Annotated in this window: 18 protein-coding genes; 12 read left to right on the forward strand and 6 right to left on the reverse strand. The window is 62.4% G+C overall.

Annotation, left to right across the window (positions count from 1 at the left end; genetic code table 11):
* Window positions 1-16 precede the first annotated feature (16 nt).
* Genes ACVDG8_RS25250 through ACVDG8_RS25275 form a run of 6 tightly spaced genes read left to right on the forward strand, consistent with a single transcriptional unit; the run spans window position 17 to window position 4,972 of the window.
* Window positions 17-949 (forward strand): carbohydrate ABC transporter permease, encoded by a 933-nt coding sequence (locus ACVDG8_RS25250; protein WP_447250859.1) that lies wholly within the window; start codon window positions 17-19, stop codon window positions 947-949.
* Complete coding sequence (locus tag ACVDG8_RS25255) at window positions 946-1,785, forward strand: carbohydrate ABC transporter permease (RefSeq protein WP_455707260.1); 840 nt, start codon at window positions 946-948, stop codon at window positions 1,783-1,785. Before ACVDG8_RS25250 ends, ACVDG8_RS25255 begins: the two co-directional genes overlap by 4 nt.
* Window positions 1,782-2,522 (forward strand): PIG-L deacetylase family protein, encoded by a 741-nt coding sequence (locus tag ACVDG8_RS25260; RefSeq protein ID WP_447250861.1) that lies wholly within the window; start codon window positions 1,782-1,784, stop codon window positions 2,520-2,522. The genes ACVDG8_RS25255 and ACVDG8_RS25260 overlap by 4 nt, the downstream gene beginning before the upstream one ends.
* Complete coding sequence (locus tag ACVDG8_RS25265) at window positions 2,519-3,388, forward strand: ROK family protein (RefSeq protein ID WP_455707261.1); 870 nt, start codon at window positions 2,519-2,521, stop codon at window positions 3,386-3,388. The genes ACVDG8_RS25260 and ACVDG8_RS25265 overlap by 4 nt, the downstream gene beginning before the upstream one ends.
* Before the next feature lies 1 nt (window position 3,389).
* Window positions 3,390-4,160: a GntR family transcriptional regulator gene (locus ACVDG8_RS25270; RefSeq protein ID WP_447250863.1), complete on the forward strand. Its 771-nt coding sequence runs from the start codon at window positions 3,390-3,392 to the stop codon at window positions 4,158-4,160.
* Between the two features lie 20 nt (window positions 4,161-4,180).
* Window positions 4,181-4,972: a sugar isomerase domain-containing protein gene (locus ACVDG8_RS25275; protein WP_447250864.1), complete on the forward strand. Its 792-nt coding sequence runs from the start codon at window positions 4,181-4,183 to the stop codon at window positions 4,970-4,972.
* Between the two features lie 36 nt (window positions 4,973-5,008).
* On the opposite strand, the gene ACVDG8_RS25280 is transcribed toward ACVDG8_RS25275, so the two are convergent.
* Complete coding sequence (locus ACVDG8_RS25280) at window positions 5,009-5,197, reverse strand: hypothetical protein (protein WP_447250865.1); 189 nt, start codon at window positions 5,195-5,197, stop codon at window positions 5,009-5,011.
* 298 nt (window positions 5,198-5,495) lie between these two features.
* On the opposite strand from ACVDG8_RS25280, the gene ACVDG8_RS25285 reads away from it, so the two are divergent.
* Window positions 5,496-5,930, forward strand: coding sequence for a hypothetical protein (locus ACVDG8_RS25285; RefSeq protein WP_447257078.1), 435 nt, complete (start codon window positions 5,496-5,498; stop codon window positions 5,928-5,930).
* 83 nt (window positions 5,931-6,013) lie between these two features.
* Here ACVDG8_RS25285 and ACVDG8_RS25290 read toward each other — a convergent pair whose 3' ends face one another.
* From ACVDG8_RS25290 to ACVDG8_RS25300, 3 genes are all read right to left on the reverse strand, one after another.
* A complete protein-coding gene (locus ACVDG8_RS25290; protein WP_447250866.1) occupies window positions 6,014-7,204 on the reverse strand; it encodes an NADH-quinone oxidoreductase subunit D in 1,191 nt (396 codons plus the stop codon).
* A 63-nt stretch (window positions 7,205-7,267) separates the two neighbouring features.
* A complete protein-coding gene (locus ACVDG8_RS25295) occupies window positions 7,268-7,675 on the reverse strand; it encodes a hypothetical protein (RefSeq protein WP_447250867.1) in 408 nt (135 codons plus the stop codon).
* A 78-nt stretch (window positions 7,676-7,753) separates the two neighbouring features.
* Entirely contained in the window at window positions 7,754-8,356 is a 603-nt protein-coding gene (locus ACVDG8_RS25300; protein ID WP_447250868.1) for an alpha-ketoglutarate-dependent dioxygenase AlkB, read from the reverse strand.
* Window positions 8,357-8,461: 105 nt separating this feature from the next.
* Between ACVDG8_RS25300 and ACVDG8_RS25305 the strand changes: the two genes are divergently transcribed.
* On the forward strand, window positions 8,462-8,677 hold the full coding sequence (locus ACVDG8_RS25305; RefSeq protein ID WP_447250869.1) for a KTSC domain-containing protein: 216 nt from the start codon (window positions 8,462-8,464) through the stop codon (window positions 8,675-8,677).
* 127 nt (window positions 8,678-8,804) lie between these two features.
* Here ACVDG8_RS25305 and ACVDG8_RS25310 read toward each other — a convergent pair whose 3' ends face one another.
* Window positions 8,805-10,280, reverse strand: a complete 1,476-nt coding sequence (locus tag ACVDG8_RS25310; protein WP_447250870.1) for an NAD-dependent succinate-semialdehyde dehydrogenase — start codon at window positions 10,278-10,280, stop codon at window positions 8,805-8,807.
* A gap of 662 nt (window positions 10,281-10,942) precedes the next feature.
* Between ACVDG8_RS25310 and ACVDG8_RS25315 the strand changes: the two genes are divergently transcribed.
* From ACVDG8_RS25315 to ACVDG8_RS25330, 4 genes are all read left to right on the forward strand, one after another.
* Window positions 10,943-12,139: a pilus assembly protein TadG-related protein gene (locus tag ACVDG8_RS25315; protein ID WP_455707262.1), complete on the forward strand. Its 1,197-nt coding sequence runs from the start codon at window positions 10,943-10,945 to the stop codon at window positions 12,137-12,139.
* Window positions 12,136-12,585 (forward strand): TadE/TadG family type IV pilus assembly protein, encoded by a 450-nt coding sequence (locus ACVDG8_RS25320; RefSeq protein WP_447250872.1) that lies wholly within the window; start codon window positions 12,136-12,138, stop codon window positions 12,583-12,585. Before ACVDG8_RS25315 ends, ACVDG8_RS25320 begins: the two co-directional genes overlap by 4 nt.
* A 211-nt stretch (window positions 12,586-12,796) precedes the next feature.
* Complete coding sequence (locus ACVDG8_RS25325) at window positions 12,797-13,081, forward strand: hypothetical protein (RefSeq protein ID WP_455707886.1); 285 nt, start codon at window positions 12,797-12,799, stop codon at window positions 13,079-13,081.
* Between the two features lie 344 nt (window positions 13,082-13,425).
* Entirely contained in the window at window positions 13,426-14,748 is a 1,323-nt protein-coding gene (locus ACVDG8_RS25330) for a tyrosine-type recombinase/integrase (protein ID WP_455707263.1), read from the forward strand.
* A 131-nt stretch (window positions 14,749-14,879) separates the two neighbouring features.
* Here the strand turns inward: ACVDG8_RS25330 and ACVDG8_RS25335 are convergent, their stop codons facing one another.
* Window positions 14,880-15,086: a helix-turn-helix domain-containing protein gene (locus ACVDG8_RS25335; protein ID WP_447257080.1), complete on the reverse strand. Its 207-nt coding sequence runs from the start codon at window positions 15,084-15,086 to the stop codon at window positions 14,880-14,882.
* Between the last annotated feature and the right edge of the window lie 85 nt (window positions 15,087-15,171).

Here is a 15,171-nt window from a genome sequence, read left to right on the forward strand (position 1 = left end):
GTAGAATCAGAGCACGATGATCAAGCCTCGGCGCATGACCAGCCTCCAGAGCACGCAGCAGCGTATGGCCGTGCTGTTCATCCTGCCGGCCCTGGCCGTCTACGGACTGTTCGTGCTCTATCCGCTGCTTCTGTCGCTGTGGGGCAGCTTCTTCACCTGGAGGGGACTGCGCATACAGGAGTTCGCCGGCCTGGCGAATTTCTCGCGGCTGTTCGTGTTTCCCAGCGGCGCGCGGCTCTACGGCGCGCTCTGGCACAACGCGGCTTGGTTCTTCGGCATCATGGTGCTGCAGAACGGGCTTGGCCTGCTGTTTGCCTGGCTGCTCTTCCTGCGGGACAGGGGAGCCGCCTTCTTCCAGTCGGTGTTCTTCTTCCCGGCGGTGCTCAGCCCCGTCATCGTCGGCGCGCTGTGGCGGTTGCTGCTGGCGCCGGGCGGCATCGTCGAATGGGCGCTGAACGGCCTTGGCCTGCACCAGGGCAGCCTGACGGTGCTGGGCAACAGCCACACCGCGCTTGGCATGCTGATCGCCGTCGATGCCTGGAACTGGATGGGCCTGCCGGTGCTGATTTACACGGCGGGCCTCAGGCAGATCTCGCCGCAGGTGTTCGAGGCGGCGAAGCTTGATGGCGCCGGCAATGCACGCATGCTGTTTTCCATCGCGGTGCCGCTGCTGATGCCGGCGCTGGGCACGCTGACGACCTTGTCCTTCATCAACACCTTCAACCAATTCGACATCGTCTATGTGATGCAGGGCGTGCAGGGCAACCCGAGCTATTCGACCGACACGCTGGTGACCTATTTCTACCGGCTCGCCTTCGGCGCCGAAGGCGCGGTCGGCATCACCGATATCGGGCTGGCGCTGGCGCTCGGCACCTTGCTGTTCCTCATCTTGAGCATAGGCACGCTTCTGATGCTGCGCTTCTTCGACAAGCGGACGGTGGAACTATGAGCGCCGCCGTTATTCCGCAGCGACTGGCGCGGCTGCCCGGCTGGATCATCCTGCTGGTGTGGACGGCGGCGGTGCTTTTGCCGCTCTATATCCTCGTCGTCTCCTGCTTCAAGACGACGGCGGAGATCTACGACAACCGGCTCGGCCTGCCGCAAAGCTGGGCGCTCAACAATTTCGTCCGCGCCTGGACGCGTGCCGATCTCGGCCACAATTTCCTCAACAGCCTGATCGTCACCGGTGGCGCGGTGCTGCTTACCATCATCGTCTCGGCGATGGCCGCCTATCCGCTCAGCCGCTACAAGCTCGGTTGGAACGGCATCATGCTCGGCCTCTTCCTGTCCGGCATCATGCTGCCGATCCGGCTCGCCTCGGTGGAACTGTTCACGCTGATGCGCGGCCTCGGCCTGCTCGATTTGCTGACCGGGCTGATCCTGGTCTATTCGGCGATCCGCATTCCCTTCGCCGTCTTCATCTTCGCCAATTTCATGCGCGTGCTTCCGTCCGAGCTCGACGAGGCGGCGCGCATGGACGGCGCCGGCGAGACGCGCATCCTGTTCCAGATCGTGCTGCCGATGGTGAAGCCGGCGGTGTCGATCGTCGCCATCTTCACGGCGATCGCGGTGTGGAACGATTTCTTCTTCCCGCTGATCTTCATCTTTGACGACCGCTACAAGACCGTGCCGCTGGCGATCAGCGTCTTCGTCGGACAGTTCCGCACCGATTGGGGCCTGGTGTTCGCCTCGCTGGCAATCTCCATGGCGCCGATCCTGATCATGTATTGTTTGCTCGCCCGCCAGATTCGGGAAGGCGTCGGCGCCGGGGGAGGCATGAAATGATCGAGGACAAGATCTACGCCGCGAAGTCGATCCTGGTGGTCGGCGCGCATGCCTTCGACGCCGAGGTCATCGCCGGGCCGTTGGCTGCGGCGGCCGCCAAGCGCGGCGCTTCGGTCACCTTCCTGCATCTGACCATGGGCGAACAGGGTCACCCCTGCCTCATCCCCGCGCATTATTGTGCGCAGAAGGAAGAGGAGGCCGGTAAGGCGGCCGCGCGCCTCGGCGTCAAAATGCGCAGCCTCAGCCTGCGCGACGCCTTCCTGCCGGCCGATGACGAGACGGCGCTCAAGGTCTGCGACGTCATTCGCGAGTTGAAGCCCGAGATCGTCATCACCCATTGGCACGGCAGCTGGCACAAGGACCATCGCGCCGCCGCGCATCTCACGCAGACCGGCATCTTCTTCGCCGCTCTGCCGACGATTGCCAGCAACCATCCGGTGCATACGCCGCAACTGCTTTTGTTCGGCGAGAACTGGGAGGACGATGACGGGTTCCGCCCTGAGTATCTTGTCGATGTCAGCGACGGCTTCGAGGCCTGGCACGAAGCGGTCATGGAATACGAGCTGGCGCGGGGCCTCAGCAGTTTCCCCTATGTCGACTATTACAGCGCGCTCTACCGGCTGCGCGGCTGCCTTCGCGGCACGCGCCATGCCCAGGGCTTCGCGGCGGCGTCGCATTCCTGGAATGCCGGCAGCGGGTTGTTCTCGCCGCCATTCGGCAAGGACTCCGGCCGATGACGCGGGTTCTGGCCATCGATCTCGGCGGCACCAATCTGCGTGCAGCTGTCCACACCGGCGATATCAACGCGTTGGAGATGCCGAGCAGCGAGCCAGCACCGGTGAGCCGCGATGCCCTGGTTGGCCGCATCAGCGCGCTGTGCGCGCAGGCCGGATCGGTCGAGGCGCTCGGCATCGCGGTGCCGGGGCTGGTCGAGGGCTCAGTCTGCCGCTGGATTCCCAACCTGGCTTTTCTCGATGGCGTCGATATCCAGGCTCTGTTTCCCGACTTGCGGGTCGCGCTCGGCAACGATGCGCAAATCGCGCTTTTGGCCGAGGCCGTCGAAGGCAGCGCCAAGGGCATGTCCGACGCGATCCTGCTGGCGATCGGCACCGGCATCGGTTCGGCGGTGCTGGCCAACGGCCGCATCGTCGCCGGCGCGCATGGCGGCGCCTGCTCCTTCGGCTGGGCCTGCGCCGACATCAAGGACCATGGCGAGGAGCGCAGCGGCTGGCTGGAGCGCATGGCCTCAGGCCGGGCGCTCGATGCCCTTGCCGGCCAGATCGGACTGGCCGACGGACGCCAGCTGATTGCGGCGGCCAAGGCGGGTCAACTGGCCGCGCAGACCTTGCTTGAAGTGCCGGCGCGCCAGCTTGGCACCGCGCTTGCCGGCGCCGTCGCGCTGCTCGACCCGCAGGCAGTGCTGATTTCCGGGGCCTGGCGGATGCGCTTGACGCGATCGGGCCGCCGCTGCTTGCGGCCATGCGGCGGCAACTGCCGCCGCATCTGCGCGGCATCGAACTCAAGTCAGGATTGTTCGGCTCTCGCGCGGGCCTGGTTGGCGCGGCGCTTGCCGGGCAGGCGGGAAGCGGGTGGAGGCAAATAAGATGAGCGAAGCGAGTTTTCAGCAGCCGGACCGCAGGCGGCCGGAACCGTTGTGGTACCAGGTCGAAGAGGCGATCCGCGCCATCGTCAAAGGTGGCGAGTGGGCGACGGGCGACCAGATCCCGGCCGAGGATCGGCTCTGCGCGCTGTTCGGGGTGAGCCGCATCACGCTGCGCCACGCGTTGCGCAACCTGGAGGAAAGCGGACTGCTGCGGCGCGAGCATGGCCGCGGCACCTTCGTGCGCTCGACCACGCTGGTCGCCGGCACCCGCGAACTGACCTCGTTCACCCAGGAGATGGGCAATATCGGCGTCATCGCCGGCTCGCGCCTGCTCGACTGCAGCCTGACCACGGCCAATGCGGCGGCCGCCGGGGCGCTCGAGATCGAGGAGGGCGATGCTGTCGTGCGCATCAGGCGTCTCAGGCTCGGTAACAACGAGCCGATCGGCATCCAGACCGCGCAATTGTCGGCGGTGCGCGTGCCGGGCTTCCTCGATGCCGGCCTGCTCAAGGGCTCGCTCTACGAGGCGCTAGAGCGGCAATATGGCATCGTGCCGGTCGAGGCGCGCGAGAATTACCGCGTCGGCGCCGTCAGCGCTGCCGATGCCGAGCTGCTCGACCTGCCCGTGGGCAGCCCGGCCTTCGTGGTCGAGCGCATCACCGTCGACGAGCGCGGCCCGTTCGAATTCACTGTCTCCGTCATGCGCGGCGACCGCTACGAGATCCGCTCGACGCTGCGCGCCGGCCGCATTCCGCCAACCCCAAGAAGCTGACACCAAACAGGAGTACCAACGTGTCCGATCTCTACATCCCTCGTCTCGTCGCCCTCATCGAGCAGGCATCGAAGGCCAATTCCGAAGCCTTCGGCCAGGTGGCGAGCCGTTTTGCCGACACGCTGGAAAATGGCGGGCTGGTCCATCTCTACGGCTCCGGCCACTCGGTGCTGCCGGCGCAGGAGATGTTCCCGCGCTATGGCAGCTTTGTCGGCTTCAACCCGCTCACCGACCCACGCGTGATGTGGCACAATGTGCTCGGCGCGGGCGGTGTGCGCGAGCTTTTGTGGCTGGAGCGGACGGAGAAGTATGCCGAGAAATTCCTCGACCATCAGCCGCTCAACAAGGGCGATTCGATCATCATCTTCGGCCATAGCGGCCGTAACTCGTCGGGCATCGACACCGCGCTCTACGCCAAGAAGCGCGGCATGTTCGTCGTCGCGGTGACCAGCAAGAACAATCTCGACAAGCCGGCCACGCACTCCTCCGGCAAGCGGCTGGCGGACGCCGCCGACGTCGTCATCGACACCTGCTCGCCGATCGAGGACGCAGTGGTGCCGATCGAAGGCTGGAGCCGGCCGGTGGCGGGTTCGTCGACGGTGCTGGCCATGATCATGGCGCATGAGCTTCTGGCGCGCACGGCCGAGCAATTGTCGAAGCGCGGCATCGAATTGCCGGTCTTCGCCTCACCGACCATTGCCGGCGTGACGCTGCACGACACCGACGTCATCTACGGCGTTTATCGCGAGCGTATGATCGAGGCGCAGAAGAAGCACCTGCCGACCTTCCAGGCGACAATGCGAGGGGAATGACGGATAGACCGGGAGGCGCGTTCAGTGACTCCCGGTCTATGTCCGGCTAGCGCCGCTATCCGTAACCACATGCTTGGGCGGCGCGTCGTTTTCGTCCGGATTGGGCAGTGGCGCCTCGTCGGGCAGCCTGTCCGGATCCGGTTCGCGCACCGGCTTCGGCTCGGGAATGGGCGGCCGCGGCGGTACCGGGGTCGGCGTCGGATCCGGATTGGGGAGAATGGCCATCGCGTTTTCCTTCCGCTCGGTGGCTGGCAAGCTCTGCTGTGATCCCGACAATCGGATGTCCTGCCCGACCTGAAATATTGGGGGATCGCCGCATTCGGACGCTTCGTCGAGAACGATCGGCGGCTCAAGCTGGCAGAACGGCCGCGCGCGCGGATGGTTCCAACGCGATCGCGCGGCGCGATGGCGACATGTAACGATCAAATGATTCTCGCGTACCTGTCCGGCTCTTGCCGGCGTCGGGCGATGCCTTAGTTCCCGTTGCAGGCGGGTGGCCATCTGCCGGATACAGGAGACGGCCGTGAAGTACCAAACCCTTGACCAAATCAACGCCGTTGCCGAGGTTCATGCCGAAGCACCGGCTCTCATTGCCAATCGCGGTCAGCGCCTCGAGCGCTGGGCTCAACTTCTCGAACAAAGCCCGAGTCGCCGCCTCACGGCGCTCGCGGGCACCGAATACGTCGCGTCCGACATGCGTGAAAGAATGCGCGCCGACGGATCGGCGATCACCGTTGCTTTCGAGGACCCGATCTTTCGCGCGCAGGGCTTGCAGGGCGACACTTACGGCGAAGCCAAGCGCTTCTTCGAGATGAGCGACTGGCAGCTGCATGAGGTCGTTTGCCATTGTCATGTCGGCGCCAACATGCCGGCGCGCTGGGCGGCGTCGCGCGTGCGCGCGGCGATCTCTCCGGGTGCGGGCATTCTTGCCTGGCTGAGAGCGGTGTTCATGTATTGAAGCGACAACCGCTGCGCGGGAACCGCGCCGGTTCAAGAGCTTGATGGGCGGCGGCGGAGACGGGTTCTCCGCGCTCCTCTTGTTCAGCGATCGATCTCGCCGAAGACGATGTCGAGCGAGCCGATGATTGCCGCGACATCCGCCACCATATGCCCGCGCGACAGAAAATCCATCGCCTGGAGATGCGCGAAGGACGGCGCGCGTATCTTGCAGCGATAGGGAACGTTGCTGCCGTCCGAGACCAGATAGACGCCGAACTCGCCTTTCGGCGCTTCCACCGCGGCATAGACTTCGCCTTCCGGCACGCGGTGGCCTTCGGTGTAAAGCTTGAAATGATGAATGGTCGCTTCCATCGAGCGCTTCATGGTGGTGCGCGGTGGCGGCGTGATCTTCTGGTTGGGTACCGCGACCGGACCCCGGCCGTCGGCTGAACGCAACTTTTCCAGGCACTGCCGCATGATGCGCACCGACTGGCGCATCTCTTCCATGCGCACCAGATAGCGATCGTAGCAATCGCCGTTCTTGCCGATGGGGATATCGAAATCCATCTCGGGGTAGCATTCATAGGGTTGCGCCTTGCGCAGGTCCCAGGCGGCGCCCGAGCCGCGCACCATGACGCCGGAGAAGCCCAGGCCCCAGGCATCATCCAGCGAGATCGCGCCGACATCGACATTGCGCTGCTTGAAGATGCGGCTGTCGGTGAGCAGGCCTTCGAGATTGTCGCAAGCCTTCAGGAATGGATCGCAGAAATCCCAGATGTCGTCCAGCAACTGTTCCGGCAGGTCCTGGTGCACGCCGCCGACGCGGAAATAATTCGCGTGCATGCGGGCGCCGGATGCCCGTTCATAGAACACCATCAGCTTCTCGCGCTCGGCGAAACCCCACAGCGGCGGCGTCAGTGCGCCGATATCCATGGCCTGCGTGGTGACGTTGAGGAGATGCGACAAGAGCCGCCCGATCTCGCAAAACAGCACCCGGATGAGCTGCCCGCGCCGGGGAACTGACAGTTCGAGCAGCTTTTCGGCGGCAAGACAGAAGGCATGCTCCTGGTTCATCGGCGCGACATAGTCGAGCCGGTCGAAATAGGGCAGGGCCTGCAGATAGTTCTTGTATTCGATCAGTTTCTCGGTGCCGCGGTGAAGCAGGCCGATATGCGGATCGGCGCGGTTGACGATCTCGCCGTCCAGTTCCAACACCAGCCGTAGCACGCCATGCGCGGACGGGTGCTGCGGCCCGAAATTCAGCGTAAAGTTACGGACTGCGGCTTCAGTCATGGCGACCTCCGCAAGAGTGAGGATCGAAGGCGTAGCGCAGCTGCTCGGTCGCCCTCCGGCGGGTCACGCCGTCGTCTGGATGATCAGCGTCACCGTGCCGTCGCCGTCGATGTTGGCGGCGACCACTTGCGTCGAGTTCAGGCCGTTGGCGCGCAAGGCCGATACCGCTGCGGGCGATGCGTCGACCGATCTTTGCAGCTTGACCAGATCCTCGGCGGTGGTTCGGGTAACCACGGCCTCGGCCTGCGCCTTGATGTCGGCCGGCAAATCCTCCATCGCCACCACGACGATGTTGGTGATGTTCTGACCGTCTTCGCCAGCCTGAGCCTGATCGTCCGGCAAAGTCCCATCCGGGATCGGCTGCTCCGCAGGTGGTGAAGCCTGCGGCAATTGCGGTCCGGCGAGTTGCGCCGCTGCCGGGTGCGTCAGAGCCAGCGCTGAAACCGCCAGCACAATCGTCAGGGTCCGCATGGTCTGTCCTTCCGTATCGTGGATTTGACGAGAAACCCCTCGCTCGGACGATGGTTCCCATCGCACGCACCCAACCGCTCAGCTGGCGCGCGCCGTTCTGAATGTGACCGAGTAGCGGTGGTCCGCGACCGGCGGGATGCTGTGTTCCCAATCGTGCCTTGCCGGGCCGGCCATGAGGTAGACGGATCTCGGCTCGACCTCGATCGTCTCACGTTCCCATGCCGTACCGTTCTTACGGCGCAGCCGGAAGCTGCAGGGGGCCTGCAACGACACGCCCGCGACGAGCTCGAAATGCGGCTTGTCGCGATGCCAGCCTATGCCGGCGCCCGGCCGATACTCGTTGATCAGCGCCTGCGCGAATTCAGCCGCAGGACGGCCGGCGAAGTCCGCGACCCTGTCGCGAAGCGGCAGCAGGAAGTCGGGTATCGGAGGCGCTTCCATGACCTGGCGGCGCTCATAGTCGTAGCGCAGGCCGAAGCCGACGACCTGCCGGTTGGCGAGATGGCCATGGAAGTCGAACGGTTTGAAAGGCAGGCTTTCGATGTGATGGACAAGGTCGCGCTCTTCCTCGTCCGTGATCAGGTCCGGCTGATAACGGAACCCTTCAGGCACGCTGCGGGACGAAGCAAAAAGATCGCTTTGAAAGGCGCTTCTGGCAGTTCTGGCCTTGGTTGACGGCATGTGGCTCAGATAGGACGCCGGGCCATGCCCGCAAGGCGGATCAGACGAGAATGGAACTTTGCGTGAGGTCCGAGAATTAGGCATGTGCAAAGCAGGGCGCGCGCCATGCCTTCCACGGCCATTCGCAACATACGCTACGATCCCTTCAGCAGGACCTTGTCGGTCTGGTTCGTCCCAAGCGGCGACCGCTATGACTATGAGGATGTGGAGCCGGAGACGTATGCCGCGTTCAAGGCAGCGCCGTCAAAGGGCCGCTTCTTCAATGAATTTCTTCGCGACCGTTACCGGTTTCGCCTGGTCGAACACGGACTTTCGCGTTGAGTTCAGACAGCCCAACGACAGTTCGCGTCGCTATGACCTTTTAAAAGAGTGGTGCTGGTAGTTTGTCCTTCAGGCGCCGTGCGACAGCAGCTGTGTCTCTCCAATCGAGAAGGTTTCGCCTAAACCTTCAGATGCCGCCCATGCAAAGATATTTCATCTCCAGGTAATCCTCGAGGCCATGGCGAGAACCCTCCCGCCCGATGCCGGACTGCTTCACTCCGCCGAAAGGCGCCGCTTCCGAGGACATGCGGCCCGTGTTGATGCCAACCATGCCATACTCCAGGGCCTCGGCGACGCGCCAGACACGTTTCAGGTTCGAAGCATAGAAATAGGCGGCGAGGCCGTAGATCGTATCGTTGGCCTCACGCACGACCTGATCGGCATCTTCGAAACGGATGATCGGAGCCAAAGGTCCGAATGTCTCTTCCTGCGCCAATGCCATATCGCTGGAAATTTCAGTAAGGACCGTCGGCGGGAAAAAGGTGCCGTCCTTTCCGATCCGGCCGCCTCCGCATCGGATCTCTCCACCCTTGCGTGTGGCATCGGCGATGTGGGCTTCAATCTTGGCAAGAGCTGCCTTGTCGATGAGCGGCCCGATAGCGACAGCTGGATCGAAACCGTCGCCGACCTGCAACTGGCTAACGCGTTCGACGAATTTGCTGACGAATTCATCATGAACGTCCGACTGGACGTAGAGGCGGTTTGCCGAAACGCAGGTTTGACCGGCGTTGCGGAACTTCGCCTGGACGGCACCATCCACGGCTGCATCGATGTCGGCGTCATTGAAGACGATGAAAGGCGCGTTGCCTCCCAGCTCCAGGCTGACCTTCTTGATCTGGTCTGAACACTGACGCATGAGCAGGCGCCCGACCTCGGTGGATCCGGTAAAGCTGATCTTGCGCACTTTAGGATTGTGGCAGAGCTCGCTGCCCACGGCGGCGCCCTCGGAGGCGTAGATGAGGTTCACGACACCGTCGGGAAAACCGGCCTCGGCGGCGAGCGCGAACATGGCGCCTGCGACAAGCGGCGTCTGCTCGGCCGGCTTCAACACAATCGTGCAACCCGCCGCAAGCGCCGGCGAGATCTTGCGCGCCACCATCGATGCGGGAAAATTCCATGGCGTGATCGTGCCGACGACGCCGATGGGCTGCTTGATCACCAGCAAGCGGCGATCTGTCGACGGTGCCGAGATCGTCTCGCCGTAGATACGGTTGGCCTCCTCGGCGTACCATTGCAGATACGCGGCCGCGTGCGAGACCTCCGATTTGGCTTCGGCGATCGGCTTGCCCATCTCGGCCGTGAGAATTGCGGCCAGGTCGTCGGTGTGGGTGACTATCAGCTGATGCCATTGCCATAGCATTTCGCTGCGCTCCCGGGCGGTCAGCGCCGCCCATTCGACCTGAGCGGCATGGGCTTTGTCGATAGCCGCGCGCGTCTCCTCGGCGCCCATGTCGGGAAGTTCCGCCAGCGGCTCCCCGGTAGATGGATTGAAGACTTCGAAGGTGCGCCCGCCAGCCGGCCTACCAAGCGCCGGCACGCGGTCGATCGCGCCAAACCGTTCAGGGGCTTTCAGGTGGCGGATCAGCGACGGATAGACAGGCAATGCCGGGCTCTTTCTTGGTGGCTAAGGAGCGAATGTCGATGTCTAGCCCGCTGTTTTGGCGCGGCATAGGTCCTCGCTCGGATGGCGGTAGGCCCATCGCGACTGTGCGGCGCCCGAACCTTCAGATGCAACGCTCTCTTGATCGCCTGGACACGCAGGTTGCCGCGTCGTTGAGAAAATGTAACGGAGTAGCGACGGTCCGTGACCGGCGGGATGCTGTGTTCCCTCTTGTGCCTTGCCGGACCGGGCATGAGGTAAACCGATCCCGGCTCGACCTCGATCGTCTCACGTTCCCATGTCGCGCCGTTCTGACGGCGCAGCCGAAAGCTGCAAGGCCCAGAAGAAGACGCCCGCGACGAGCTCGATGCTAGTCTATGCCGGCGCTCGAGATGCAGTAGGTGGCAAATATCAGGCTTCCTGCTGCCTACGCCTTAAGTCCTCATACTGCCGGGCCTTAAGTCTTAGTTCGCGCGGCGTAAGATGCGGCAGTGGCAAGCTGTAGTCCCATCGGCGCAAGTCGAACGAAATAATTAGGCGTTCGTTCATATGGCAATGATGACGTCAAGGTTGGGATAGCTTGGGTGCGCTCGGCCATGGCCATTTCAGGTCGGTTCTTCAAACATCTTTTCTCTCAACTCGTCACCAGACGCTTTCGCGAAGGCGTGAGCGGCAATGTCGCAACCATCTTCGCCCTTACCCTGCCGGTCGTTGTCGGGGGCGCCGGGCTCGGCGTTGAGACCTCCTATTGGTACTATTCCAGCCTGAAGCTGCAAGCGACGGCCGATGTGGCTGCCTATGCAGGCGCGCTGGAAAAGATTCAGGGGTCCGACACGGCGGCGATCACCGCGGCTGCCGTGTCATCGGCCGCTTCGAACGGGCTGGGCGCCGGCGCAATTGTCGTCAACACCCCGCCCACCTCAGGGCCGAACACGGCCAAGAAAGCGGTGGAGGTCATCCTGAACCAGAATCTGGACCGGATGTTCACCTCCATCTTCACGCAGACAAAGGTGCCGGAGCAGGCGAGGGCGGTGGCGCTGATTACGGATGCCTCCAAGGCCTGCATGGAGGCGCTTAATCCGTCGGCCTCGCAGGCGGCGCTCTTTTCCGGAAGCACCAGCGTCAAGCTGGTCGGCTGCGTCATCATGGCGAATTCGATCGCCAACGACGCCATCAAGGTGCAGGGGTCGGCGGGTCTCAAGGCCGATTGCCTGATCTCGGCGGGCGGCATCGTGCTGAACAATCCGGTGACCATGGTCTGCAAGTCTCCGATCACACAGGCTTTGCCCGCTTCCGATCCGTTCGCCAGCCTGCCGACGCCCGCGGCCGGTAACCCATGCAGGAATGTCAACGGCGGCAAAACCACGCAAACACTCCAGGCTGGCACATACTGCAGCGGCATGAACCTCAACGGCAATGTCGCGCTTTCTTCCGGCACGTATGTCGTGCAAGGCAATTTGAAGATCAACGCCGGCGCGGTCATCACCTGCGCCGCACCTTGCTCCAACGGCGTGACCATCTTCATGGCAGGCAGCAACACCGTAAGTATGAACGGCAATGCCACTGTGACGCTGAGCGCGCCGACCTCGGGCCCCTATTCCGGAGTGCTGTTCTATGGCGATAGGACGGGTACCGCGGCGCAGAGCACCTTCAACGGCACCGCGGACTCGCTTTTGACCGGCGCCATCTATTTTCCCCGACAACAGGTCAATTATCTCGGCAATTTCTCGGGCGTGAATGGCTGCACTCAAGTCGTTGCCGACACCATCCAATGGTCGGGCAATTCGACCATCAACCAGGACTGCTCGAGCCTCGGGATGAAGGATATCCCCGCCGCCCAGTCAGTTGCGGTCGTTGAGTGAAACTCGCGGCCCGTCGATTGATCCTGGCCATTGGCGATGAAGCAGGCATCGCCGCTGTGGAGTTCGCGCTGGTCTTGCCTGTCCTGTGCGCGACGTTGCTCGGTATCATGGACGGCTGGTCCTATGTCACGAGTTCGCTGGCGATGCGCGCCGGCGTGAAGACGGCGGCCAACCTCGTAATGGCTGGATCCGCTGATGATGCTGGGATCCAAGCTGCCGCACTGGCGAGCTGGGAAAACAAGCCTTCCGACGCACAAGTCGCTATCAGCCGCATCTACCAATGTGGAACCACGATAGTCGATGCTTCGACGTTATGCAGCGGGCCGAAAGCGCCATCTGTCTATGTCCAGATCCAGGCATCCGGCACCTGGATCCCGCCCTTCACATTCGGACCCTTTCCGGACAACACCGCTCTCGGTCATCTGCAGGTGGTCCGTGTCCGCTAAGGCAATTCCAGGAAAAGCCTGCAGCGGTTGGGCTCGCCGTCTTCGCCATAGGCTTCCGTGCGGAAGTGCGGCGGAATACCGACAGAAGCTTCGCGCATTTCGGTCGCGGACATTTGCCGGCAACGTGTCGGGCGGAGGCGCCATCGAGTTCGCTCTGATCGCGCCTTTCCTGATTATGCTTTTATTCGGGATCTTCGCCTTCGGCTGGTCGATGAACTCCGCCTCCAGCGTGCGCTACGCGCTGGAGGCCTCGGCGCGCTCGCTGCAGCTCAACAACACGCTGACTCAGTCCGACATTCAGGCGATCGCAACGCAGAAGCTCCAGGCGCTGGGCCTGCAGAATGTGAATGTCACCATTACGACTGACCCGGCAAGCGGCGGCTTTCGTATGGCGCATGTCAACGCCAGCTATGCTTTCGTCATCGGCTTTCCCTATTTCAGCGATTATCCGATCAGCTACGCGACCTCGGTGACCGTGCCGCTGGTCGGTGGCTAGAGCATTTCACCGTTTCACGGAAACGGTGAAATGCCCTATCTCTTTGTTTTTACGCAGTTCCGGACGGAAAACCGATCGCACTTTTCCTGGAACTGCTCCAGAAGGCCGCACGACAGACCATGAAACGCCTGGGTCGGCCGCCATGGCGAATTCTAAGTATTTCAATGAGCTAGGGCTTCAAATGGCGGAGAGAGCGACAGCCATATTGCTGTCTCATGTCGTCTCAATCAATGGAAATCATAAAGCAATATAAATGCTTTAACCTAAGATGACTGTCTCGCGCCGTTGCAATTCGCATCATCCAATGTCATTATTTTTGGCGGGTAAGATGATGGGATAGAGAGATGCCGAAGATCGCGAAGGAACTTTCGGCGCTAGCCGTCAAGAACTTGAAACATCCCGGATCGACCACACCGGGCAACGCTGTGTTTGCCGTTGGCGGTGTTGCCGGGCTCATGCTCCAAGTCACGCCGGGCGGCGGCCGGTCATGGCTATTGCGCACAACAAACGTCAGTGGCCGGCGTTGCGAAATGGGTCTGGGCGGGCATGACGTATCATTGGGCGAAGCCCGCGAGCGGGCGAGGGCAACCAAAGACAAAATCCGCAACGGCATCAATCCGCTTCAAGAGAAGCGCGAGCGTCGCAAAGCCGCGATCGAGGCCGCAAAGCGCCATCTCACATTCCGCGATGCCGTTGACAAATTCCTTGCCGACACGCTGGCGGAATTCAGGAACGAAAAGCATCGGAAGCAATGGCAATCCACGCTGGACACGTATGCAATGCCCGTCATCGGCAATCTTGCCGTTTCCGAAGTCACCAAACATCACATGGTCGAAATCCTCAAGCCGATCTGGACGACCAAGACGGAGACGGCCACGCGTTTGCGGCAACGCTGCGAACGCGTGCTTGATTGGGCAAAGGCACACGGACACCGCGAGGGCGACAATCCGGCACAGTGGAAGGGCAATCTCAATGCCATGTTATCCAAGCCAAGTAAGGTTGCGACAGTCGATAATCAGCCCGCCGTTCAGTTGAAAGACGCGCCCACGTGGTTCGCAGCATTGCGCAAACGCGAAGGCACGGGTGCACGGGCATTGGAATTCGCGACATTGACCGCTGCTCGATCGGGCGAAGTGCGCGGCATGGAATGGCCTGAAATCGATTGGCACGCCAAATTGTGGACGGTGCCGGCGTCGCGAATGAAAATGAGGCGCCCGCACGTTGTGGCGCTATCGGATGCGGCAATGACAATCCTAACCGCGATGAAAGAGGCCGCGAGCGCCGACATAGAATATGTGTTTCCGGCAATCCGTGGCGGCATGCTGTCCGATATGACGCTGAGCGCCACCATGAGGCGGATGCATGAAAGCGAGATCGAGGCGGGCCGCACGGGCTGGCTCGACAAGAACTCGAAGCGTCCAGCCGTGCCCCATGGGCTGCGGTCAACGTTTTCGGATTGGGCAGGGGAGTTGTCCGACTATCCCCGAGACATGCGGGAATTTGCGCTGGCCCACGCCATCAACAGCGACGTTGAGGCCGCGTACCGGCGCGAAACCATGATTGAGAAGCGTCGCGCCATGATGAGCGATTGGGCTGCGTTTTTGCGGGGCGGGAAACAACCAACGCTCTATGACATGAGCTTCGGCAATGCCGTCCGAAGGCGATAAGCTCGCGAGCAAAACGGAACGCTAAGCTGTTCAGCAATATCGATCGCTGATCGCATCGGGCGAACCGGAATTATCAGCGGTGGCGCTGAAATGTTTCCGCTCAGTTCGATGGGCGCTGCGTGACGCCACCTCTAATTTCGGCTGACTAAGCGCACGCCGGGCCCACCACCATTCTCTGGAATGAATTCGATGCCAGCGTTCTCCAGGGCACTTTGTACCGCCTGCAGCGTGTTGTCGAACAGAACCTCGCCGCGCTCCAATCGCGCGATAGTGTTGGGAGAGACCTTGGCGAGGGCAGCAAGCTCCCGAATGCCTAGCTGAAGAGCTGCCCGCGCCATCCGACACTGGGCCGAAGTTATTGCCATTCGTAGTAACCCTGTTACTAAGTTGTTGCATTTGCCGGCCATAGATAGTAACACTGAT

This window comes from Mesorhizobium sp. ORM8.1 (genome assembly GCF_053005525.2).